We start from the raw sequence: 21,852 nt of genomic DNA, 5'->3' as shown, positions 1-21,852 counted from the left end.
GACATTCCCTATCAAAAATGGTAAAATAAGAAAAAATCTGAGAATCGAGGAAAGAAGATGCAAGAAAAGATGATGCAAGAAAAGATTTTGGTAACGGGTGGAGCAGGTTTTATCGGAACCCACACAGTTATTGAGTTAATCCAAGCAGGTCATCAAGTTGTTGTGGTGGATAACCTTGTTAATAGTAACAGAAAAAGTTTAGAAGTTGTTGAGAGAATTACAGGAGTTGAAGTGCCTTTCTATGAGGCAGATATCCGTGATACAGATACCATCAGAGATATTTTCAAGCAAGAAGAACCAACAGGAGTCATTCACTTTGCTGGTTTGAAGGCTGTTGGCGAATCAACACGTATCCCTCTTGCCTACTATGACAACAATATCGCTGGAACTGTTAGTCTTTTGAAGGTCATGGAAGAAAACAACTGTAAAAACATCATTTTCAGTTCTTCTGCGACAGTTTACGGGGATCCGCACACAGTGCCCATCTTGGAAGATTTCCCACTTTCAGTGACTAATCCATATGGTCGCACTAAGCTTATGCTTGAGGAAATTTTGACCGATATCTACAAGGCAGACTCAGAGTGGAATGTAGTCTTGCTTCGTTACTTCAACCCAATCGGAGCTCATGAAAGTGGAGACCTAGGAGAAAATCCAAATGGTATTCCAAACAATCTTTTGCCATATGTGACTCAAGTAGCCGTTGGAAAACTAGAGCAAGTGCAAGTGTTTGGAGATGATTACGATACCGAAGACGGAACTGGTGTTCGTGACTATATCCACGTTGTCGATTTGGCCAAAGGTCACGTTGCAGCTCTGAAAAAAATCCAAAAAGGTTCAGGCCTAAACGTTTATAACCTTGGAACAGGGAAAGGCTACTCAGTTCTTGAAATTATCCAAAATATGGAAAAAGCAGTGGGACGTCCAATTCCTTACCGCATCGTAGACCGTCGCCCAGGGGATATCGCAGCCTGTTATTCAGATCCTGCAAAAGCCAAAGCAGAACTCGGCTGGGAAGCAGAACTCGACATCACCCAAATGTGTGAAGACGCATGGCGTTGGCAAAGCAAGCATCCAAATGGATTTGAAGACTAAGATGGTGATATCAATCATTGTCCCCTGTTTAAACGAAGAGGAAGTACTTCCTCTTTTTTATCAGGCTTTGGAATCTTTACTTCCAGATTTGGAAACAGAAATCGAGTATGTCTTTGTCGACGATGGCTCAAGTGATGGGACTTTGGAACTCTTAAATACCTATCGGAAGCAAAATCCGGCAGTTCATTATATTTCTTTCTCACGAAATTTTGGCAAAGAAGCAGCTCTGTATGCAGGCTTACAATATGCGACAGGAGATCTGGTGGTGGTAATGGATGCAGACCTCCAGGATCCTCCTAGTATGTTGCTTGAGATGAAAGCCTTACTAGACCAGAATGCAGACTTGGACTGTGTTGGGACACGGAGAACCAGTCGGGAGGGAGAACCCTTCTTTCGTAGTTTCTGTGCTGATATCTTTTACCTCCTTATGCAAAAAATTAGCCCAGTAGCCTTGCCCTCAGGTGTCCGTGATTTTCGCATGATGAGAAGATCCGTAGTGGATGCTATTTTAAGCTTGACCGAGTCCAATCGTTTTTCAAAGGGACTCTTTGCCTGGGTCGGCTTTAAAACCCACTATCTGGACTATCCAAATGTTGAAAGACAGGCTGGCAAGACCAGTTGGAGCTTTAGGCAACTCTTTTTCTACTCCATTGAAGGAATTGTCAATTTTTCAGATTTTCCCTTGATTATAGCCTTTGTGGCAGGTCTCCTATCTTGTTTTATTTCTCTACTAATGACCTTTTTTGTTGTGGTTCGGACCCTCATTTTGGGCAATCCGACATCAGGTTGGACCTCTCTGATGGCAGTCATTCTCTTTCTTGGGGGCATTCAACTCTTGACCATTGGGATTCTCGGCAAGTATATCAGTAAGATTTATCTAGAGACTAAAAAAAGACCACTTTATCTTATCAAAGAAAAAAGTGATCTTCCTGATTTTACAGAAAAAAATAAAGTGAAAAGACTATAATTTTACATGGAAATGTGCTAAACTAGAGGGAGTGGATTATCGCCATTGATTTAGGCTTCCTGGTTTCCAATCAGGGCGCGAGTTGGGCAATTTTTAACAGCCTCTAAGACATCCTGACTAGGAGAAATTTCTTTTTCCAGTTGGTCAGGGTCATCGTAAAAACGCACGATTCCATTATCGTGGTAATCAAATAAATCAGAATAAGTTTGGCAAAGCCCACAGGCGATACATCGTTCAGGTATAAGTGTGATTTTCATATTTATATTGTAATAAGAAAAGTAAAAAAAAACAAGGAGTAAGGTATGGCAAAAGAACCGTGGCAAGAAGATATTTATGAAAATCAAGAGGAAACAAGAACACAACGTCGTAAGAGAGAACAAGGTGGAGGAGTCGTTGCTAACCGTATCTTAACTATCTTAGCAAGTATTTTCTTTGTGATTGTAGTCGTGATGATTATTGTTCTGATCTATCTTTCATCGGGTGGGAGTAATCGCACAGCAGCCTTGAAAGATTTTCACGATTCTGATGCAAGTGTAGTACAGATTTCATCTTCTAGTAGCTCAGAGCAGGCATCTTCTAGTTCAGAGGAGAAGGTAGAAGAGTCATCTAGTAGCTCAGAACATCCAAATGATCCAGAAGGAACTACAAAAGTCTTGGCTGGAGAAGGAGAAGCAGCCATTGCCGCTCGTGCAGGAATCTCTATTGCTCAGTTAGAGGCTTTGAATCCTGGCCATATGGCTACAGGATCTTGGTTTGCTAATCCAGGTGATGTTGTCAAAATCAAATAGGAGTTGATATGAAAACAATTCAAATTGCTATTGACGGTCCTGCTTCAAGTGGTAAGAGTACAGTCGCAAAGATTATTGCCAAGGATTTTGGTTACACCTACCTAGATACAGGTGCTATGTATCGTGCAGCGACCTACATGGCTCTCAGGAACCAATTAGGAGTTGAACAAGTTGAAGAACTCTTATACTTATTGGACCAGCATCCAATCAGTTTTGGGCGCTCAGAAACTGGAGAACAACTTGTCTTTGTAGGAGATGTGGATATTACCCATCCTATTCGTGAAAATGAAGTGACCAATCATGTTTCAGCTATTGCAGCAATTCCTGAAGTACGTGAGAAACTAGTTTCTCTCCAACAAGAGATTGCCCAGCAAGGTGGGATTGTCATGGACGGTCGCGATATTGGAACGGTTGTATTGCCACAAGCAGAATTGAAAATTTTCCTAGTAGCTTCGGTAGATGAAAGAGCAGAGCGCCGTTACAAGGAAAATATTGCCAAGGGAATTGAAACAGACCTTGAAACCCTAAAAGAGGAAATTGCTGCGCGTGACTACAAGGATAGCCATCGTGAGACTTCGCCTCTCAAACAAGCAGAGGACGCTGTCTACCTTGATACAACTGGCTTGAACATTCAAGAAGTAGTTGAAAAAATCAAAGCAGAAGCTGAAAAAAGAATGTAAATGTAGAGAAGCCGATAGATTGATATCGGTTTTTTCTAAATTTGTCAAAATGCTGATTTTAGGGTATAATAGTTGCTGTTCGAGAAATTTTGATTTTCAAAGAATAGTGAATGATGATAAGGAGAAACCATGAACAACTTACCAAATTGCCCAAAATGTAACTCAGAGTATGTCTACGAAGACGGTGCCCTACTGGTTTGCCCAGAGTGTGCTCATGAGTGGAATCCTGCTGAAGTTGCAGATGTAGAAGAGGGCCTTGTTGCTATCGATGCCAACGGAAATAAATTGGCTGACGGTGATACTGTAACCCTCATCAAGGACTTGAAAGTAAAAGGTGCGCCAAAAGATTTGAAACAAGGGACGCGCGTGAAGAATATCCGCATCGTAGAAGGCGACCACAATATCGACTGTAAAATTGATGGTTTTGGTGCCATGAAACTCAAATCAGAGTTTGTGAAGAAAATTTAAGCATGTCAAAACACTATAAACTTGTATTTTATAGCCGTATCTTCTTGTTTCTAGCGGCTTTTACGGGAGTTTATCTTGAAATCGCCAAGCATGGTGGATTTGGGATGTTACTCTATTATACGGTTCTGTCCAACCTTTTAGTCGCGATTTTTACGCTCTATCTCCTAAAGGTTATGAGCCGTTTAGGTGAAGACTGGCAAAAACCAAGTCTTTTGCGCTTAAAAGGTGGGGTCACCATGAGTATCATGATTACCTGTGTGATTTACCATTTCCTATTAGCGCCTATTGCGACTAATTTCTATACCCTAGAAAATTTCCTTTGCCACTATATCGTTCCCCTCTGGTTTTTAGCAGATACCCTCTTTTTTGACAAACAGGGTCAATACAAGATTTGGGATCCAGTTGTGTGGACGATTTTACCCTTGCTTTATATGATTTTTGCTCTTTTTAATGGCTTGGTACTGAAACTTGATGTTCCTAATTCTAAGGTCAGTCCCTTCCCTTACTTCTTTTTGAATGTAAACAAGGGTTGGGATGTCGTGTTCAAGTGGTGTCTGATTATCTTTGTTGCCTATATGGTGGCAGGATTTATCTTCTACTTTATTAAGCAAATCAAGAGAAAGTCATCCTAAGACACAAGGGATTCATTTTCGAGTTTAAGAAGGAGTCTATACACCAAAGAGGCTTCTTCTTTTCTTGCTTGTTTGATAACTATCAAAAGAGACAGAAGATTAAGAGAAAATATAGAAAGAGATTTCATGAAACAATTTTTAGAACGGGCCAGTATTTTGGCTCTCTCCCTCGTTTTGATTACATCCTTTTCCATCTCGAGTGCCCTGCCAGCCATGTTTGACTATTATCAAGGCTATCCTAAGGAACAAATTGAGCTCTTGGCGAGCTTGCCTTCCTTTGGAATCATGATTATGTTACTACTAAATGGTTTCTTAGAAAAAATATTTCCTGAGCGATTACAGATTAGTTTGGGATTGCTGATTTTATCACTAAGCGGAACGGCTCCTTTCTGGTATCAAGCCTACCCCTTTGTCTTTGGAACACGGATTCTTTTTGGTTTGGGTGTTGGAATGATCAATGCTAAGGCCATTTCTATTATCAGTGAACGTTATCAAGGAAAAACGCGGATTCAGATGTTAGGGCTACGCGGTTCTGCAGAGGTCGTTGGGGCTTCTCTCATTACCTTGGCAGTCGGCCAATTGTTGGCCTTTGGTTGGACAGCTACCTTCCTAGCCTATAGTGCTGGATTTTTGGTGCTGACCCTTTATTTACTCTTTGTCCCTTATGGAAAAGAAAAGAAAGAAGTCAAGAAAAAAACGAAGGAAGTAAGTCGTTTAACTCGAGAAATGAAAGGCTTGATTTTTACCCTAGCTATTGAAGCGGCAGTTGTAGTTTGTACCAATACGGCTATTACCATCCGTATTCCAAGCTTGATGGTGGAAAGAGGATTGGGGGATGCCCAGTTATCTAGTTTTGTTCTTAGTGTCATGCAGTTAATCGGGATTGTGGCTGGGGTGAGTTTTTCTTTCTTGATTTCTATCTTTAAGGAAAAGTTGCTCCTCTGGTCTGGTATTACCTTTGGCTTAGGGCAAATTGTGATTGCCTTGTCTCCATCCTTGTGGGTGGTAGTGGCAGGAAGTATTCTGGCTGGTTTTGCCTACAGTGTAGCCTTGACGACGGTCTTTCAACTTGTCTCTGAAAGAATTCCAGCTAAACTTCTCAATCAAGCCACTTCATTTGCTGTATTAGGCTGTAGTTTCGGAGCCTTTACGACCCCATTCGTTCTAAGTGCAATTGGGTTACTAACACAAAATGGAATGTTGGTCTTTACAATTTTGGGAGTTTGGTTGATTGTAACTTCTATCTTTGTCATGTACCTACTTCAAAAGAGAGCTTAGGATTGGTTCCTAAGTTTTTCTTTTTAGGATTTTTGTACCCATACAGTATTTATTTTAGGACCTTGTCTACAGACTAATTTCTTGATAAAATGGAAGTTATGACAAGATATAAAGCAACTATTTCCTATGACGGTTACGCCTTTGCTGGTTTTCAGCGCCAGCCTCATGCGCGTAGTGTTCAGGAAGAAATTGAAAAAACCTTGACGAGACTCAATAAAGGGAAAGCAATCACTGTTCACGGTGCTGGTAGGACTGATAGTGGGGTTCATGCTTTGGGACAGGTGATTCATTTTGACTTGCCCTATCAAATGGATGAGGAAAAACTTCGCTTTGCCTTGGACACCCAGTCCCCTGAAGATATTGATGTGATTTCGATTGAGCTAGTGGCAGATGATTTTCATTGCCGTTATGCCAAGCACAGCAAGACCTATGAGTTTATCGTGGATAGGGGTCGTCCTAAAAATCCCATGCGCCGTCACTATGCCACTCACTTTCCTTATCCACTCGATGTGGAACGCATGCAGATTGCAATCAAAAATCTAGAGGGAACCCATGATTTTACCGGTTTTACAGCCTCTGGGACTAGTGTAGAGGATAAGGTTCGCACCATCACAGAAGCTAGTTTGTCAGTTGATGAGACAGGTCAGTTTTTGACCTTTACCTTTTCAGGAAATGGTTTCTTGTATAAGCAGATTCGCAATATGGTGGGGACACTGCTCAAAATCGGAAATAATCGTATGCCAGTGGAGCAGATTGACCTCATCTTGGAGAAAAAGGACAGGCAACTTGCAGGTCCCACTGCAGCACCAAATGGTTTGTATTTAAAGGAGATTCGTTATGAAGAATAATCGTATTTTAGCACTTTCTGGAAATGATATTTTTAGTGGTGGTGGCCTGTCAGCTGATTTGGCTACCTATACCTTGAACGGCTTGCATGGCTTTGTAGCAGTGACTTGTTTGACAGCCTTGACGGAAAAGGGCTTTGAAGTTTTTCCAACTGACGATAGCATTTTTCAACATGAATTAGATAGCTTGCGTGATGTGGAATTTGCAGGGATTAAGATTGGTCTTCTACCAACTGTCAGTGTAGCTGAGAAGGCATTGGACTTTATCAAGCAACGTCCAGGAGTGCCTGTGGTATTGGATCCTGTCTTGGTCTGCAAGGAAACGCATGATGTAGCTGTAAGTGAGCTCTGTCAAGAATTGATTCGCTTTTTCCCTCATGTCAGTGTGATTACGCCTAATCTTCCTGAAGCAGAATTATTAGCTGGTCAGGAAATTAAAACCTTGGAAGACATGAAAACTGCAGCTCAGAAATTAAATGGCTTAGGAGCGCCAGCAGTCATTATCAAGGGAGGCAATCGTCTTAGTCAGGACAAGGCTATGGATGTCTTTTATGACGGACAGACCTTTACAGTCCTAGAAAATCCAGTTATCCAAGGGCAAAATGCTGGTGCAGGTTGTACCTTTGCCTCCAGCATTGCCAGTCACTTGGTTAAAGGTTATGAACTTTTACCAGCAGTAGAAAGCTCTAAGGCTTTCGTTTACCGTGCCATTGCACAAGCAGATCAGTATGGAGTAAGACAATATGAAGCAAACCAAAACAACTAAAATCGCCCTTGTATCCCTATTAACCGCCCTTTCTGTGGTTCTAGGCTATTTCTTAAAAATTCCAACACCGACAGGCATTCTAACTCTTTTAGATGCGGGTGTCTTCTTCGCAGCCTTTTATTTTGGTAGTCGTGAAGGAGCTGTAGTCGGAGGACTAGCAGGTTTCTTGATTGACCTCTTATCAGGCTACCCTCAATGGATGTTCTTTAGCTTGGTCAACCATGGATTGCAGGGATTTTTCGCAGGATTTAAAGGAAAAACTCAGTGGTTAGGCCTTATCTTAGCAACGATTGCCATGGTAGGGGGTTACGCCTTGGGTTCTACATTGATGAATGGCTGGGCTGCAGCCCTACCAGAAATTCTACCAAATTTCATGCAAAATATTGTAGGGATGATTGTAGGATTTATTCTTAGTCAAAGTATCAAGAAGATTAAGTAAAGAGGCTGAGTTAAAAGTCTTTCAAATAAGAAAAAACGCATAATATCAGGTGTTGAAAGCTTGATACTATGCGTTTTATTGTGGGAAGATTTTAGATGAATATTAATCAAAATAAAGCAAGTCTTTGCTGGTGCTTGTAAAGAGGTCGAAGCCATCCTTGGTAACAACACCGCAGTCTTCGATACGGACACCAACTTTACCAGGGATATAGATACCTGGTTCAACAGAGAAGCACATGCCTTCTTCGATGATCATGTCGTTTCCTTCCATGATAGATGGGAATTCGTGGACATCCATACCGATACCGTGACCGAGACGGTGGTTGAAGTACTCGCCGTAACCAGCTTTTTCGATGACCTCACGAGCAGCACGATCCACTTCATGGGCAGTCACACCTGGTTTGATAAAGTCAAGAGCAGCTTGTTGGGCTTCAAGAGTCAAGTTGTAAATGTCTTTCTTGAATTGGTCAGGTTTGCCGACTGCGACTGTACGAGTCATATCTGACGCATAGCCGTTGACTAGAACACCCAGGTCAAAGAGGAGAAGAGCATCATTTTCAACCTTATTAGCTGCTGGAATACCGTGTGGATTTGCAGCATTATCACCAGTCAAGACCATGGTATCAAAGCTCATTTCATAACCTTCACGCTTCATAGCAAAGTCAATTTGGGCGATGATATCTGTCTCAGTCTTATCAAGAGAAATATTGTCAAAACCAACCTTAACAGCCTTGTCAGCATAGAGACCTGCAACCATCATTTTTTGCACTTCGTCAGCTGATTTGATGAGGCGCATGCGTTGGATACGAGGAGTGAGGTTTTCAAACTCAGCAGTTTCAAAGACTATTTTCAAGCCATGATATTTGGTCAAGATGAGATTGTCAAACTCAACAGCGACACGTTTGAAGTCAAGTTGTGGAAGAGCATGTTTCATTTTTTGCCATGGATTTTCAGAATCCACATAGCCCACAACTGGGAAGGAAACGGTGCTGCTTGCACGCTCAACCTCAAGAGCTGGGACAAAGAGGAGGGGTTCCTGATCTGCTAGGACAAAAAGGAACATTTGGCGTTCATGGGGATCACTGTAAAAGCCAGTGAGGTAATTGATTGTGACGGGGTCAGATACGACAGCGACGTCTAGTTTTTCTGATTCAAGATATGTTACGATTTGTTGTAATTTAGACATATGCTACCTTCTTTCTACCCCTCTATTTTGGCAAAAAAAGTGAGAAAATGCAAGGGAGAAGGGTAAAAGAAAAGACAAAAAGAACTCCGACAAGATAACAGAGTTCTTTGATATAATTTCCTTTTGTTTAAGAAAAGTCAGCCTTGCTTTTCACGTCGCTGTATTCTTCAGCGATTTCTTGGCTGAGAATATCTTCATAGGCAGGGAGTTGGATGTCCTGACCATATTTCTTCTTGAGGGCAGTAGTGACTAGGCGATAAGCTAGATTGGCATTACGAGAGAGGATCGGTCCGTGGAAGTAAGAACCAAAGACATTTTTATAATGAACGCCTTCACCGATTTTTTCTTCGTTATTTCCATTTCCATAGACAACCTGTCCCAGTGGTTTTTGATCATCTGAGAGGAAGGTACGGCCCTGATGATTCTCAAATCCATAGTAGGTTTCATTGAAATCTTCATTATGAATCTTGATGTCACCGATAAAACGGTTATTGGTCTGGTTGAGGGTGTAGTGGCCCATGACCCCTAAACCTTCGATACGTCTCCCAGAAGCCTCAACATAATATTGGCCCAATAGTTGGAAACCACCGCAGATAGCCAGAACTACACCGTTGTTTTGGATGTAGTTGTCAATGCTCTCTTTTTTAGCAGGTAGGTCGTCTGCAATAATACTTTGTTCAAAGTCTTGACCGCCACCGAAAAAGGCGATGTCGTAGTGATTTTCATCAAAGTCATCATGGAGAGAAACGATGTCAACGGTCACATGGGCTCCCAGTTTTTCAGCCACATACTTGAGCATGAGGATGTTTCCATTGTCCCCGTAGGTATTCATGAGGTTCCCATAGAGGTGGGCAATGTTGAGCTGATAGGGGTAATTGCCAGCTTTTGAGGAAAGTGAAGTATAAACCATTAGTTCATCTCCTTTCTAACAATCTGACGACTAGCCAGCAGTTCGCGGAATTCCAGCATAGCAGTATAAGTTGCTAGGATATAGGCATGCTTACAGTCTTGGTTCTCAATGGTTTTAAGAACTTGTTCCAGACTACTTGTTTCAGTGATTTTATCAGCTGGATAGCCTGTTACTCGTAGACGACGTGCGATTTCAGAATGGCGAACACCGCCAGCGTTGATTTCGGGAATGTCCATGTCAGTGATTTGTTCAAAATCAGCATCCCAGATCCAGCTTGTATCAATTCCATCTGCATAGTTGGCATTTAGGAGTACAGATAGGCTAAATGGATAAGGAGCTAGTTTAATCATCTCGATAGCTTGGGTCGCACCGACTGGATTTTTAATCAAGACGAGGGTGCATTCCTTGTCACCGATATGGAAGGTTTCTTGGCGTCCAAAGACTGCACGGCTCTTGTCAAATCCCTGCTTGATGAGTTGTGGATTTGCACCAAGGAAACGGGCGATAGCAACTGCAGCTAGGGCGTTGTAGATATTGTAGAGACCACCGATTTGAATACCGTATTCTTGTCCGTCAATGACAAAGCGAGAGCGATTGTTGGTCAACTCAACTAGTTCTGTCAAGCGATAGTTGAGATCAGGACGTTTGCAGCCACAATTTTCACAGATATAGGCCCCCAAGTTGGCATAGGTATTGTGCTCATATTTGAGGATGCCTTGGCAGTCAGGACAGAGAATTCCTTCTGTATTGTAGTGAGCTTCTCGAGCGGGTCCTTTTTCTAAGTCAAAACCAAAATACTGTACAGGATTTGGAATAGCTGGCTTGTAGAAAAGTGGACTGTCTCCATTAAGGAGAACAGTAGCCGTAGGCACCTTACGAATGGCATCCAAAATCATCTTGTAAGTTGTGTAAATTTCACCATAGCGGTCCATCTGGTCACGGAAGATATTCGTGATGACAAAAAGGCTTGGCTGGATATAGTCACAGATACGAGATAGACTGGCTTCGTCGATTTCTAGGACGGCAATATTTTTCCCAGTTTTAGAAGATTTGGCTGTTAAGAAGGTTGTCGCAATTCCTGTAATCATGTTGGCACCGCTTGGGTTGGTCAGAACTTGACCATAAACCTCTTTTAAAATGCCGACAGTGAGGGCAGTTGTCAGGGTTTTCCCGTTGGTTCCAGTGACCACGACAATCTCGTAGTTCTTAGCTAGATTTTGTAAAATATCTTTATCAAATTGAAGGGCAAGTTTTCCTGGGAGCGTACTTCCACGGCCAAGATGGCTCAAAACGAAGTGGGAAGAACGCCCAGCAAGAAGGCCCAAAGTAGTTTTTAATTTCATGTTTCTATTATATCATAAAAGAGGGAAAAGACAGATTTGATACTCAATGAAAATCAAAGAGCAAACTAGGAAGCTAGTCGTAGGTTGCTCAAAGCACTGCTTTGAGGTTGTAGATAGAACTGACGAAGTCAGTAACATATATACGGCAAGGTGAAGCTGACGTGGTTTGAATTTGATTTTCGAAGAGTATGAGATTTCGCAGAAGTAAAAACAGCCCTCAGAGGGCTGTTCGATACGATTAAATCTCAACTTAAATCGCAAACAAGTCATTCAAGTTCTCAGCCAAGGTTGGGTGAGTGAAGATTTGTTTTGTGAAGTAAGTGTAAGGAATCTTGTTGTCCATAGCAACAGTGATGATGTTGATGATTTCTTGAGAACCTTCTGAGAAGATGCTTGCTCCAAGAATTTCTTTTGTTTCAGTATTAACAACAGCTTTGAAAGCACCGCGAAGGTCTCCGTTTACGTGACCACGAGGCATGGCTGCGACAGGAATTTCCTTAACGGCGTATGGAAGTTTCAAATCAGCTGCTTGGCTTTCAGTCAAACCAACTTGTGAAAGTGCAGGTGTGATAAACATGGTGTTTGGTACATTGAGACGGTCTTCAAGTGTGTAGCTGCCATCTCCAGCAAGGTAGCTGTAAACAACACGGAAGTCATCAAGTGAAATGTAGGTAAATTGAAGGCCACCGTTGACATCTCCAACTGCAAAGACACCAGGAACGTTTGTTTGACAATGTTTATCTACTTTAATAGCACCACGTTCAGTTAGTTCAATATCTGTATTTTCAAGTTGAAGTGGTTCTACATTTGGTTTGCGTCCAGTTGCGTAAAGAAGGGCGTCGAAACGGTAAGTTTCATTTTCAGTTACGACAAGCACTTGGTCACCGTCGTTTTTGATTTCAGTAGTACGAATGTTTTGAAGCAATTCAATACCGTCTTCTTCCATGTATTGTTTAGCAAGAGCAGCGATTGAAGGTTCTGCACGAGGAAGGAAAGTATCCAAGGCATCTAGAACTGTAACCTTGCTTCCAAGTTTGTTGTAAAGACCAGCAAATTCAAGACCGATATTTCCGCCACCAAGGACTCCAAGTTTTTCAGGCAATTTGTCCAAGTTTTGGATACCTGTTGAGTCAAAGACGTTTTTGCTTGTAGCAAGTCCAGGGATTGGCAAGACGTTTGAAACAGCACCAGTGTTGATGACGATTGTTTCAGCAGTCAGTTCTTTCTTTTCATCACCAGCTTGGATTTCGATGACTTTATTTGAAAGGAAGTGAGCTTCCGCATCAAAGATATCCACGCCTGTACCAGCAACAGTCGCATAGTTTTTACCGTTGAGGCGACCAGTGATAGTGTTTTTGGTAGCAATCACTTCTTCAAAAGACAAGTCCTTCTCAGCAGCAACTAGCAAAGTCTTAGTTGGGATACAACCGATGTTGATACAAGTTCCGCCGTACATGGCTTTGCTACGTTCAATGAGGGCAACTTTTTTGCCAGCTGAAGCCAATTTACCTGCTAGTGTTTTACCAGCTTTACCAAATCCGATAACGATTAAATCATAAGTTAACATTTATCTTCCTCCTATTCGATTTTCATTCTAGCACAAGAAAAAAACTTTTGCACAATTCTGCTACGCTTTAAAAAAGTTTATGAAATAGTGGAAATTTCAGCCTCATTTTCTCAGAAAAATCGTTTACATGACTTTATCGACGGATTTAACTATCTTTTGCTTCTCTCTTGTGTTATACTAGATAGGTTGCAAAGAAAACAGTACTTTTCTTTTGTGGAAAAGAAGCAACACGATTTTATATCCAGTATATGAAAATACGTCATAAAAAGAAAAGTATAAACTAAGCCCTATAGGGTGGCTTCGCACCACCTTTAGAAAGAAGAATAACGTGAAATTTAATGAATTAAACTTGTCTGCTGATTTGCTAGCAGAGATTGAAAAAGCTGGTTTTGTAGAAACCAGTCCTATCCAAGAACAAACTATTCCCTTGGCCCTAGAAGGCAAGGATGTGATCGGTCAAGCTCAGACTGGTACAGGAAAAACTGCAGCCTTTGGCTTGCCAACTCTTGAAAAAATCCGTACAGAAGAAGCGACCATCCAAGCCTTAGTTATCGCTCCAACTCGTGAACTAGCTGTCCAAAGTCAAGAAGAACTCTTCCGTTTTGGTCGTAGTAAGGGAGTCAAAGTCCGCTCAGTATATGGCGGATCAAGCATTGAAAAACAAATTAAGGCTCTTAAATCTGGTGCTCATATTGTAGTAGGAACACCAGGTCGCCTCTTGGACTTGATTAAACGCAAGGCCTTGAAATTACAAGATATTGAAACTCTTATCCTTGACGAAGCGGATGAAATGCTCAACATGGGCTTCCTTGAGGATATTGAAGCGATTATCTCTCGTGTACCTGAGAACCGTCAGACATTGCTCTTTTCAGCGACTATGCCTGAAGCCATCAAACGTATCGGTGTTCAGTTTATGAAAGAACCTGAGCATGTGAAAATTGCTGCCAAGGAATTGACAACAGAATTGGTTGACCAATATTATATCCGAGTCAAAGAACAAGAAAAATTTGACACCATGACTCGTCTCATGGATGTGGAACAACCAGAGCTTGCTATCGTATTTGGTCGTACAAAACGCCGTGTGGATGAATTGACTCGTGGTCTGAAAATCCGTGGCTTCCGTGCAGAAGGAATTCATGGAGACCTAGACCAAAACAAACGTCTTCGTGTCCTTCGTGACTTTAAAAACGGTAATCTTGATGTTTTGGTTGCGACAGATGTTGCAGCGCGTGGTTTGGATATTTCAGGTGTGACCCATGTCTATAACTATGATATTCCACAAGATCCTGAAAGTTATGTTCACCGTATCGGACGTACTGGTCGTGCTGGTAAGTCAGGTCAATCGATTACTTTCGTATCACCAAATGAAATGGGCTACCTCCAAATCATTGAGAACTTGACCAAGAAACGCATGAAAGGTCTCAAGCCTGCAAGTGCAGAAGAAGCCTTCCAAGCTAAAAAACAGGTAGCTCTCAAGAAAATCGAACGTGATTTTGCAGATGAAACCATTCGTGCTAACTTTGAGAAATTTGGCAAGGATGCTCGTAAACTAGCTGCTGAATTTACTCCAGAAGAATTGGCAATGTATATCTTGAGTCTAACAGTTCAAGATCCAGATAGCCTTCCTGAAGTGGAGATTGCACGTGAAAAACCACTACCGTTTAAACCGTCAGGTAATGGCTTCGGTGGTAAAGCTAAGGGAGGTCGTCGTGGAGATGACCGTCGTGATAATCGCCGAGGAGACAACCGTCGTGGTGGTCGTCGTGATGAGTTCAAAAAAGGAAGTCGTAGCAACGATCGTTTTGATAAAGAAAAACGTTACCGTAAGGATAATAAAAAACCACGCAATACTTCAAGCGAAAAGAAAACAGGCTTTGTGATTCGTAACAAGGGCGATAAATAAGAAAAAGCGGTTCAAAATGAATCGCTTTTTTATATAAGGAGACCGAATGGAAAAAGAAAGATAAACAAAATAGATATATTATCTTCTTGTAATATTATAATACACAAAAATAGGGAGTTTGTCAATAGAAAAGAAGCAATTTAATTAAAAATATTCTTGTTTTTTCAAATTGCAATTAAATAAGCAATTTTCAGATAATAATTGAAAATTCAAGCTGTTTATGTTATAATGATAGCGATTAAATTCGAGGTGAAAAATGGCACATTTATTAGAAAAAACTAGAAAAATTACTTCTATCCTGAAGCGCTCAGAGGAGCAGTTGCAGGAAGAACTTCCCTACAATGCGATTACCCGTCAATTGGCAGATATTATTGACTGTAACGCCTGTATCGTCAATAGCAAGGGACGTCTCCTTGGTTATTTTATGCGTTACAAAACCAATACAGATCGTGTAGAGCAATTCTTCCAAACTAAAATTTTCCCAGATGAGTACATTCAAGGTGCGAACATGATCTACGATACAGAAGCCAATCTGACGGTTGATCATGATTTAAGTATTTTCCCTGTGGAGAGTCGTGCAGACTTTCCAGATGGTTTGACGACTATTGCACCGATTCATGTATCAGGGATTCGCCTTGGTTCTTTGATTATTTGGCGCAATGATAAAAAATTCGAAGACGAGGATTTGATCCTTGTTGAGATTGCGAGTACCGTTGTTGGAATTCAACTCCTTAACTTCCAGCGTGAAGAAGATGAGAAAAATATCCGTCGCCGTACTGCTGTTACCATGGCAGTTAACACCCTTTCTTATTCAGAACTCCGTGCTGTTTCAGCAATTTTAGGGGAATTAAATGGAAATGAAGGCCAGTTAACTGCGTCTGTGATTGCAGACCGTATCGGAATCACCCGCTCTGTGATTGTCAATGCTCTTCGTAAACTTGAGTCTGCAGGGATTATTGAAAGTCGCTCGCTTGGAATGAAGGGAACCTATCTTAAGGTCTTGATTTCAGATATTTTTGAAGAAGTGAAGAAAAGAGATTACTAATGACTAAGGCTTTAATTTCGATTGATTATACAGAAGATTTTGTTGCTGATAGTGGAAAATTGACAGCAGGCGCTCCAGCTCAGGCTATTGCGGAAGCTATTAGTAAGGTGACTCGACTAGCTTTTGAACGCGGAGATTATATCTTCTTTACCATTGATGCTCACGAAGAAAATGATTGTTTCCATCCAGAAAGCAAGTTATTTCCTCCTCACAATTTGATTGGGACTAGTGGACGAAATTTATATGGAGATTTGGGGACCTTTTATCAAGAGCATGGTTCAGACAGTCGTGTCTTTTGGATGGATAAACGCCATTACTCAGCTTTTTCAGGGACTGACCTGGATATCCGTTTGAGAGAGCGTCGAATTTCTACAGTTATCTTAACAGGAGTCTTGACGGATATCTGTGTCCTGCATACAGCTATAGATGCCTATAATCTAGGATATGATATCGAGATTGTTAAACCTGCTGTTGCTTCCATATGGCCTGAAAATCATCAATTTGCCCTAGGTCATTTCAAAAATACACTTGGAGCCAAGTTAGTAGATGAAAATTTAAATGAAATTTCTGAGTAATTTGGTTGATTGAAATGAAAAATTTTGAAAAAAAGTGTTGACAAGCATCCTAAAAGTTGATATACTAGTAAAGTAATCGACGCGGGGATGGCGGAATTGGCAGACGCGCAGGACTAAGGATCCTGTGACCGCTTTAGGTTGTGAGGGTTCAAGTCCCTCTCTCCGCATAGGATAAGAGTTAGCTTAGGCTAGCTCTTTTTTTATCGAATTCAAGTAGAGCAAAAAATTTTTGCTCTTTTTTTGTATTTCATAAACATTTCATATTTGGATTTTATAATAGTCTTACAAATATGGAGGTGACAAATGAATCCAATCCAAAGAGCTTGGGCCTATGTCAGCAGAAAACGACTGAGAAGTTTTATTTTATTTCTGATTTTATTGGTCCTCTTAGCAGGAATTTCAGCCTGTTTGACGCTGATGAAATCCAACAAAACAGTGGAAACCAATCTTTACAAATCACTCAATACATCTTTTTCTATTAAGAAGATAGAAAATAGTCAGACCTTCAAGTTATCGGACCTAGCATCAGTTAGCAAGATTAAGGGGTTGGAAAATATCTCTCCTGAACTCGAGACGGTCGCAAAGTTAAAAGACAAGGAAGCGGTGAGTGGAGAGCAGAGCGTGGAGCGTGATGATTTATCAGCTGCGGACAAGAACTTGGTTAGCTTAACAGCTCTTGAGGATTCATCTAAGGATGTGACCTTTACCAGCTCGGCTTTCAACTTAAAAGAAGGCCGACACCTTCAAAAAGGAGATTCCAAGAAAATCTTGATCCACGAAGAGTTGGCTAAGAAGAACGTTCTTTCGCTTCACGACAAGATTGGTTTGGATGCTGGACAGTCAGAATCTGGCAAAGGGCAAACAGTGGAGTTTGAGATTGTAGGAATCTTTTCTGGTAAAAAACAGGAGAAATTCACAGGTTTGTCTTCTGATTTCAGTGAAAACCAGGTCTTTACAGATTATGAGAGTAGCCAAAGCCTTTTGGGTAATAGTGAACCTCAAGTCAGTGCAGCTCGCTTCTATGTAGAAAATCCTAAGGAAATGGACGGACTCTTGAAGCAGGTGGAAAACTTGACCTTGGAAAGTCAAGGATACCAAGTCGAGAAGGAAAACAAGGCCTTTGAACAAATCAAGGATTCAGTTGCAACCTTCCAAACCTTTCTGACCATTTTCCTTTATGGGATTATGATAGCAGGAGCAGGAGCCTTAATTCTTGTTTTGTCTCTATGGTTGAGAGAAAGAGTCTACGAAGTGGGAATTTTACTTGCACTTGGAAAAGGCAAGGGCTCGATTTTCCTACAGTTCTGTTTAGAGGTTGTTTTGGTGTCTCTCGGTGCTTTACTTCCAGCATTTGTTGCAGGAAACGCAATCACATCTTACCTACTCCAAACATTATTAGCAAGTGGAGATCAGACAGCCTTACAAGACACACTAGCCAAAGCAAGCGGTTTATCAGCCAGCATCCTATCTTTTGCAGAATCCTATGTCTTTCTGTTGTTGATTAGTTGCTTATCTGTAGCCCTTTGTTTCCTGTTCTTATTTAGAAAATCACCGAAAGAAATTTTATCATCTATTAGTTAAGAAGGAGAAATCATGACTTTATTACAATTGCAAGATGTTACCTACCGTTATAAGAACACTGCTGAGGCAGTTTTATATCAGATCAATTATAATTTTGAACCCGGGAAATTTTACAGTATTATTGGGGAGTCAGGAGCAGGAAAATCCACTCTCTTGTCCCTGCTTGCTGGTCTAGATAGTCCTGTTGAAGGTTCTATCCTTTTCCAAGGAGAGGACATTCGTAAGAAGGGCTATTCTTACCATCGCATGCACCATATTTCCCTGGTCTTTCAAAATTATAATTTGATAGATTATCTTTCTCCACTGGAAAATATCCGCTTGGTCAATAAAAAGGCAAGCAAGGATACGCTGCTTGAGCTTGGTTTAGATGAAAGTCAGATCAAGCGGAATGTTCTCCAGTTATCAGGTGGTCAACAACAACGTGTTGCCATTGCTCGCAGTTTGGTCTCAGAAGCTCCAGTTATTCTAGCCGATGAGCCAACAGGAAATCTGGACCCTAAGACTGCTGGAGATATTGTCGAACTGCTCAAATCACTTGCCCAGAAAACAGGTAAATGTGTCATTGTCGTAACCCACAGTAAAGAAGTGGCACAAGCGTCAGATATTACACTTGAGTTGAAGGATAAGAAACTGACTGAAACTCGCAATACTAGTAAATAATTTAAGCTTGTTTTGATAGGATTATAAAACAAAATCTAGAAAGGGAACCTATGTTACACAACGCATTTGCCTATGTTACAAGGAAGTTTTTCAAATCGATTGTCATCTTCCTGATTATTCTCCTCATGGCTAGCTTGAGTTTGGTCGGCTTGTCCATCAAGGGAGCTACTGCCAAGGCTTCTCAGGAGACATTTAAAAATATCACCAACAGCTTCTCCATGCAAATCAATCGTCGCGTTAATCAAGGAACGCCACGTGGTGCTGGGAATATCAAGGGTGAGGATATCAAAAAAATCACCGAAAACAAGGCCATCGAGTCTTATGTTAAACGCATCAACGCTATTGGGGATTTGACTGGCTATGAACTCATCGAAACGCCAGATACCAAGAAAAATCTGACACCTGACCGTGCCAAACATTTTGGAAGTAGCTTGATGATTACAGGTGTCAATGACTCCTCTAAAGAAGACAAGTTTGTCTCTGGTTCTTATAAGTTGGTCGAAGGTGAGCACATAACCAACGACGACAAGGACAAGATCCTCCTGCACAAGGACTTGGCAGCCAAACACGGCTGGAAAGTAGGGGATAAGGTTAAACTGGACTCCAATGTCTACGACGCAGACAATGAAAAAGGTGCTAAGGAAACAGTTGAAGTGACAATCAAGGGACTCTTTGATGGTCACAATAAGTCGGCAGTAACCTATTCACAAGAACTATACGAAAATACAGCTATTACAGACATTCACACTGCTGCAAAACTTTATGGATACACAGAAGACACAGCCATTTATGGGGACGCAACCTTCTTTGTAACAGCGGACAAGAACTTGGATGATGTTATGAAAGAGTTGAATGGTATCAGCGGTATCAACTGGAAGAACTATACACTCGTTAAGAGCTCCTCTAACTACCCAGCTCTTGAGCAATCCATCTCTGGTATGTACAAGATGGCCAACCTCCTCTTCTGGGGTAGCTTGAGCTTCTCAGTCCTTCTTCTTGCTCTCTTGCTCAGCCTTTGGATCAACGCCCGTCGCAAGGAGGTGGGAATCCTCCTCTCTATCGGTCTCAAGCAGGCAAGTATCTTGGGGCAATTTATCACCGAATCCATCTTGATTGCCATCCCTGCTCTTGTTTCTGCTTACTTCCTAGCCAACTACACAGCACGTGCAATCGGAAACACTGTTCTTGCCAATGTAACTTCTGGTGTTGCTAAGCAGGCTAGCAAGGCTGCTCAAGCCTCTAACCTTGGTGGTGGTGCAGAAGTAGATGGCTTTAGTAAGACTTTGTCGAGTCTAGACATTTCTATTCAGACATCAGACTTTATTATCGTCTTTGTTCTTGCATTGGTTCTAGTAGTTCTCGTTATGGCACTTGCTTCAAGCAATCTCCTTAGAAAACAACCAAAAGAGCTCTTGCTGGATGGCGAATAAGTTTGAAAAAATGATTCTGGAAATAGAGAAAGCATCTTGTTTTTCTATTCAAGAATGGTGGATAGAGAATGGCTATTTAACAATACAAAATAGAGCTGAAAGCAGTGGTGAAAATCATTGCTTTCAGTTGCTTTCCTTGTACTTTAGTACTTAAATATGATATACTAAAGTTATGGAATTTATTAGAAAGGGGTTTCACAACTTATATATGGAATTGTGCATAAAAATCTATAGAAATCTTATCTTGAAAATAGATAGATAAATCTGTAGAAGCCTATCCATATCGCAAACATAGGCTAGTAGACCTAGGCAGGGTATACTTTGGAAAATATAGAATAGTGAGGAAAAATAAACATTATGAGACAAACAAATGTTAGAGGGACATTATCCCTACGTGGCTTTAGAAAATTGAGAACCGGTGCAATTGTTGCGACAGGTGTGATTTTATTGGGGTTGGGCTTTTTAGCTCCAACTGTTTCAGCTAATGAACAAGATGGTGTCTGGGTAGCTAGAACAGTTGCAGAAGTAAAAGCTGATATTCAAAATATAGACAATTTATCACACTACACAATTAAGTGGGGAGATACACTGAGTGCTATTAGTGGGGCAACGGGGCTATCTGTTGATAGTTTGGTTGAGATAAATCGTATTGCAAATAGAGATTTGATTTTTGCTAATAATAAATTGTATTTTAGCGAAGAGGCTTTTCTAAAAGATGGAAATACAGAAGTAAAAAGACAGCGAGTGTCGATTGATAATTCTGGTAGCTGTCAAAGTTATGAAGTTGAAACAAAGATAGATACTGTAACTGGAGAGCAAAGGACTACTGTTAAACAAACGACACCAGTAGTTGTGGAAACACCAGCAGCAGTAGCAGCACCGAAATCAGAAACCTCAGTCTCAGTTGCGCCAAAAGCCGAAACAAAAGCCGAAACTTCAAATCCATCATCAGGTGTAAGAAGTGAGGGTCATTCAGGAGTCTCAACTCCAGTAACAGACAATTCCCCTTCAGATACAGGAACTACAAATCAACCTGTAGTTTCAAATCCAAGTTCAGAAGCGCCAGCGCCAAAAGCAGAGGAACCAGTGGTAACAACGCCGAAGGCAGACGAACCAGCAGGAACTGAACCAAAAACGGACGAACCAGCAGGAACAACACCGAAGGCGGAAGAGCCAGTAGTGACTGATCCAAAAGCGGACGAACCAGCGACACCGGCGCCAAAAGTTGAAGAACCAGTAGCAGGAACAACACCAAAATCAGACGAGCCAGCAGCAGGAACAACGCCAAAAGCAGAAGAACCAGCGACTCCAGCACCAAAAGTAGAAGAACCAGTGGCAACAACTCCAAAAGAGGACGAACCAGCAGGAACTGAACCAAAAACGGACGAACCAGTGACTCCAGCGCCAAAAGTAGAGGAGCCAGCGGCAACAACGCCGAAAGTGGAAGAACCAGCAGCGACTGATTCAAAAGCGGACGAACCAGCGACACCGGCGCCAAAAGTAGAAGAACCAGCAGCGCCAGGAGCAACAGAAACCCCAACTCCAGCGCAACCTGTGGAAGATCAACCAGCAGCGCCAGGAGCAACAGAAACCCCAACTCCAGCGCAACCTGTGGAAGACCAACCAGCAGCGCCAGGAGCAACAGAAACCCCAACTCCAGCGCAACCTGTGGAAGATCAACCAGCAGCGCCAGGAGCA

At 41.6% G+C, this 21,852-nt stretch carries 22 protein-coding genes and 1 tRNA gene; 18 read left to right on the top strand and 5 right to left on the bottom strand.

From position 1 onward, the window contains the following. The first annotated feature begins 72 nt into the window (after window positions 1-72). Together galE and OCF96_RS06530 are read left to right on the top strand one after the other, a co-directional pair. Entirely contained in the window at window positions 73-1,092 is a 1,020-nt protein-coding gene (gene galE, locus OCF96_RS06535) for a UDP-glucose 4-epimerase GalE (RefSeq protein ID WP_261446769.1), read from the top strand. A gap of 1 nt (window position 1,093) precedes the next feature. Further along, window positions 1,094-2,059 (top strand): glycosyltransferase family 2 protein, encoded by a 966-nt coding sequence (locus tag OCF96_RS06530; RefSeq protein WP_261446734.1) that lies wholly within the window; start codon window positions 1,094-1,096, stop codon window positions 2,057-2,059. A 50-nt stretch (window positions 2,060-2,109) separates the two neighbouring features. On the opposite strand, the gene OCF96_RS06525 is transcribed toward OCF96_RS06530, so the two are convergent. Then, window positions 2,110-2,316, bottom strand: coding sequence for a ferredoxin (locus OCF96_RS06525; protein WP_000705155.1), 207 nt, complete (start codon window positions 2,314-2,316; stop codon window positions 2,110-2,112). Window positions 2,317-2,361: 45 nt separating this feature from the next. On the opposite strand from OCF96_RS06525, the gene OCF96_RS06520 reads away from it, so the two are divergent. The 8 genes from OCF96_RS06520 (at window position 2,362) to OCF96_RS06485 (ending at window position 7,955) form a co-directional block, all read left to right on the top strand. Further along, on the top strand, window positions 2,362-2,847 hold the full coding sequence (locus OCF96_RS06520) for an SAG1386/EF1546 family surface-associated protein (RefSeq protein WP_261017039.1): 486 nt from the start codon (window positions 2,362-2,364) through the stop codon (window positions 2,845-2,847). Between the two features lie 8 nt (window positions 2,848-2,855). Next, window positions 2,856-3,527 (top strand): (d)CMP kinase, encoded by a 672-nt coding sequence (gene cmk / locus OCF96_RS06515; RefSeq protein ID WP_153210423.1) that lies wholly within the window; start codon window positions 2,856-2,858, stop codon window positions 3,525-3,527. Window positions 3,528-3,656: 129 nt separating this feature from the next. Next, entirely contained in the window at window positions 3,657-3,995 is a 339-nt protein-coding gene (locus OCF96_RS06510) for a zinc ribbon domain-containing protein YjdM (protein WP_001061584.1), read from the top strand. Window positions 3,996-3,997: 2 nt separating this feature from the next. Further along, on the top strand, window positions 3,998-4,627 hold the full coding sequence (locus tag OCF96_RS06505) for a Pr6Pr family membrane protein (RefSeq protein ID WP_261446732.1): 630 nt from the start codon (window positions 3,998-4,000) through the stop codon (window positions 4,625-4,627). A 126-nt stretch (window positions 4,628-4,753) separates the two neighbouring features. Beyond that, window positions 4,754-5,905, top strand: coding sequence for an MFS transporter (locus OCF96_RS06500; RefSeq protein ID WP_261446731.1), 1,152 nt, complete (start codon window positions 4,754-4,756; stop codon window positions 5,903-5,905). 98 nt (window positions 5,906-6,003) lie between these two features. Beyond that, window positions 6,004-6,753 (top strand): tRNA pseudouridine(38-40) synthase TruA, encoded by a 750-nt coding sequence (truA, locus tag OCF96_RS06495; protein ID WP_261446729.1) that lies wholly within the window; start codon window positions 6,004-6,006, stop codon window positions 6,751-6,753. Then, the gene (locus tag OCF96_RS06490) at window positions 6,743-7,516 is read left to right on the top strand and encodes a bifunctional hydroxymethylpyrimidine kinase/phosphomethylpyrimidine kinase (RefSeq protein ID WP_261446728.1); all 774 of its coding nucleotides are present in this window, start codon (window positions 6,743-6,745) and stop codon (window positions 7,514-7,516) included. Before truA ends, OCF96_RS06490 begins: the two co-directional genes overlap by 11 nt. After that, window positions 7,494-7,955: an ECF transporter S component gene (locus OCF96_RS06485; protein WP_049532073.1), complete on the top strand. Its 462-nt coding sequence runs from the start codon at window positions 7,494-7,496 to the stop codon at window positions 7,953-7,955. The genes OCF96_RS06490 and OCF96_RS06485 overlap by 23 nt, the downstream gene beginning before the upstream one ends. 102 nt (window positions 7,956-8,057) lie before the next feature. Here the strand turns inward: OCF96_RS06485 and OCF96_RS06480 are convergent, their stop codons facing one another. From OCF96_RS06480 to OCF96_RS06465, 4 genes are all read right to left on the bottom strand, one after another. After that, the gene (locus OCF96_RS06480; protein WP_261446726.1) at window positions 8,058-9,140 is read right to left on the bottom strand and encodes a M24 family metallopeptidase; all 1,083 of its coding nucleotides are present in this window, start codon (window positions 9,138-9,140) and stop codon (window positions 8,058-8,060) included. A gap of 127 nt (window positions 9,141-9,267) precedes the next feature. Then, a complete protein-coding gene (gatD, locus tag OCF96_RS06475) occupies window positions 9,268-10,050 on the bottom strand; it encodes a lipid II isoglutaminyl synthase subunit GatD (RefSeq protein WP_223330237.1) in 783 nt (260 codons plus the stop codon). After that, a complete protein-coding gene (gene murT, locus OCF96_RS06470; RefSeq protein ID WP_261032274.1) occupies window positions 10,050-11,393 on the bottom strand; it encodes a lipid II isoglutaminyl synthase subunit MurT in 1,344 nt (447 codons plus the stop codon). Before murT ends, gatD begins: the two co-directional genes overlap by 1 nt. Before the next feature lie 250 nt (window positions 11,394-11,643). Then, window positions 11,644-12,960 (bottom strand): FAD-containing oxidoreductase, encoded by a 1,317-nt coding sequence (locus tag OCF96_RS06465; RefSeq protein WP_125452543.1) that lies wholly within the window; start codon window positions 12,958-12,960, stop codon window positions 11,644-11,646. 328 nt (window positions 12,961-13,288) lie between these two features. Here OCF96_RS06465 and cshA point away from each other — a divergent pair, with 328 nt between their 5' ends. The 8 genes from cshA to OCF96_RS06425 form a co-directional block, all read left to right on the top strand. Continuing rightward, window positions 13,289-14,863, top strand: a complete 1,575-nt coding sequence (gene cshA / locus OCF96_RS06460) for a degradosome RNA helicase CshA (RefSeq protein WP_261446724.1) — start codon at window positions 13,289-13,291, stop codon at window positions 14,861-14,863. Window positions 14,864-15,119: 256 nt separating this feature from the next. Beyond that, window positions 15,120-15,908: a GTP-sensing pleiotropic transcriptional regulator CodY gene (gene codY, locus OCF96_RS06455; protein ID WP_120718906.1), complete on the top strand. Its 789-nt coding sequence runs from the start codon at window positions 15,120-15,122 to the stop codon at window positions 15,906-15,908. Beyond that, window positions 15,908-16,483, top strand: coding sequence for a cysteine hydrolase family protein (locus OCF96_RS06450; RefSeq protein WP_261017030.1), 576 nt, complete (start codon window positions 15,908-15,910; stop codon window positions 16,481-16,483). Before codY ends, OCF96_RS06450 begins: the two co-directional genes overlap by 1 nt. A gap of 81 nt (window positions 16,484-16,564) precedes the next feature. Beyond that, a tRNA-Leu gene (locus OCF96_RS06445) sits at window positions 16,565-16,650 on the top strand. Window positions 16,651-16,786: 136 nt separating this feature from the next. Next, the gene (locus OCF96_RS06440) at window positions 16,787-18,064 is read left to right on the top strand and encodes an ABC transporter permease (protein ID WP_261446723.1); all 1,278 of its coding nucleotides are present in this window, start codon (window positions 16,787-16,789) and stop codon (window positions 18,062-18,064) included. A gap of 12 nt (window positions 18,065-18,076) precedes the next feature. After that, window positions 18,077-18,724, top strand: coding sequence for an ABC transporter ATP-binding subunit Vex2 (gene vex2, locus OCF96_RS06435; protein ID WP_000173750.1), 648 nt, complete (start codon window positions 18,077-18,079; stop codon window positions 18,722-18,724). 50 nt (window positions 18,725-18,774) lie between these two features. Then, window positions 18,775-20,154, top strand: a complete 1,380-nt coding sequence (gene vex3 / locus OCF96_RS06430) for an ABC transporter permease subunit Vex3 (protein WP_261446722.1) — start codon at window positions 18,775-18,777, stop codon at window positions 20,152-20,154. Between the two features lie 357 nt (window positions 20,155-20,511). Beyond that, on the top strand, window positions 20,512-21,852 hold a 1,341-nt coding region (locus OCF96_RS06425), incomplete at its 3' end, for a LysM peptidoglycan-binding domain-containing protein (protein ID WP_261446721.1).

This window comes from Streptococcus mitis, assembly GCF_946190065.1.
Taxonomy (GTDB): domain Bacteria; phylum Bacillota; class Bacilli; order Lactobacillales; family Streptococcaceae; genus Streptococcus; species Streptococcus mitis_DE.
Note: the sequence above shows the minus strand (reverse complement) of the source record. Positions and strands in the feature narration are given on the sequence as shown.

Coding starts and splice junctions, on each gene's coding strand:
- galE (WP_261446769.1), top strand. CDS start 73: ATGCAAGAAAAGATTTTGGTAACGGGTGGAGCAGGTTTTATCGGAACC.
- OCF96_RS06530 (WP_261446734.1), top strand. CDS start 1,094: ATGGTGATATCAATCATTGTCCCCTGTTTAAACGAAGAGGAAGTACTT.
- OCF96_RS06525 (WP_000705155.1), bottom strand. CDS start 2,316: ATGAAAATCACACTTATACCTGAACGATGTATCGCCTGTGGGCTTTGC.
- OCF96_RS06520 (WP_261017039.1), top strand. CDS start 2,362: ATGGCAAAAGAACCGTGGCAAGAAGATATTTATGAAAATCAAGAGGAA.
- cmk (WP_153210423.1), top strand. CDS start 2,856: ATGAAAACAATTCAAATTGCTATTGACGGTCCTGCTTCAAGTGGTAAG.
- OCF96_RS06510 (WP_001061584.1), top strand. CDS start 3,657: ATGAACAACTTACCAAATTGCCCAAAATGTAACTCAGAGTATGTCTAC.
- OCF96_RS06505 (WP_261446732.1), top strand. CDS start 3,998: ATGTCAAAACACTATAAACTTGTATTTTATAGCCGTATCTTCTTGTTT.
- OCF96_RS06500 (WP_261446731.1), top strand. CDS start 4,754: ATGAAACAATTTTTAGAACGGGCCAGTATTTTGGCTCTCTCCCTCGTT.
- truA (WP_261446729.1), top strand. CDS start 6,004: ATGACAAGATATAAAGCAACTATTTCCTATGACGGTTACGCCTTTGCT.
- OCF96_RS06490 (WP_261446728.1), top strand. CDS start 6,743: ATGAAGAATAATCGTATTTTAGCACTTTCTGGAAATGATATTTTTAGT.
- OCF96_RS06485 (WP_049532073.1), top strand. CDS start 7,494: ATGAAGCAAACCAAAACAACTAAAATCGCCCTTGTATCCCTATTAACC.
- OCF96_RS06480 (WP_261446726.1), bottom strand. CDS start 9,140: ATGTCTAAATTACAACAAATCGTAACATATCTTGAATCAGAAAAACTA.
- gatD (WP_223330237.1), bottom strand. CDS start 10,050: ATGGTTTATACTTCACTTTCCTCAAAAGCTGGCAATTACCCCTATCAG.
- murT (WP_261032274.1), bottom strand. CDS start 11,393: ATGAAATTAAAAACTACTTTGGGCCTTCTTGCTGGGCGTTCTTCCCAC.
- OCF96_RS06465 (WP_125452543.1), bottom strand. CDS start 12,960: ATGTTAACTTATGATTTAATCGTTATCGGATTTGGTAAAGCTGGTAAA.
- codY (WP_120718906.1), top strand. CDS start 15,120: ATGGCACATTTATTAGAAAAAACTAGAAAAATTACTTCTATCCTGAAG.
- OCF96_RS06450 (WP_261017030.1), top strand. CDS start 15,908: ATGACTAAGGCTTTAATTTCGATTGATTATACAGAAGATTTTGTTGCT.
- OCF96_RS06440 (WP_261446723.1), top strand. CDS start 16,787: ATGAATCCAATCCAAAGAGCTTGGGCCTATGTCAGCAGAAAACGACTG.
- vex2 (WP_000173750.1), top strand. CDS start 18,077: ATGACTTTATTACAATTGCAAGATGTTACCTACCGTTATAAGAACACT.
- vex3 (WP_261446722.1), top strand. CDS start 18,775: ATGTTACACAACGCATTTGCCTATGTTACAAGGAAGTTTTTCAAATCG.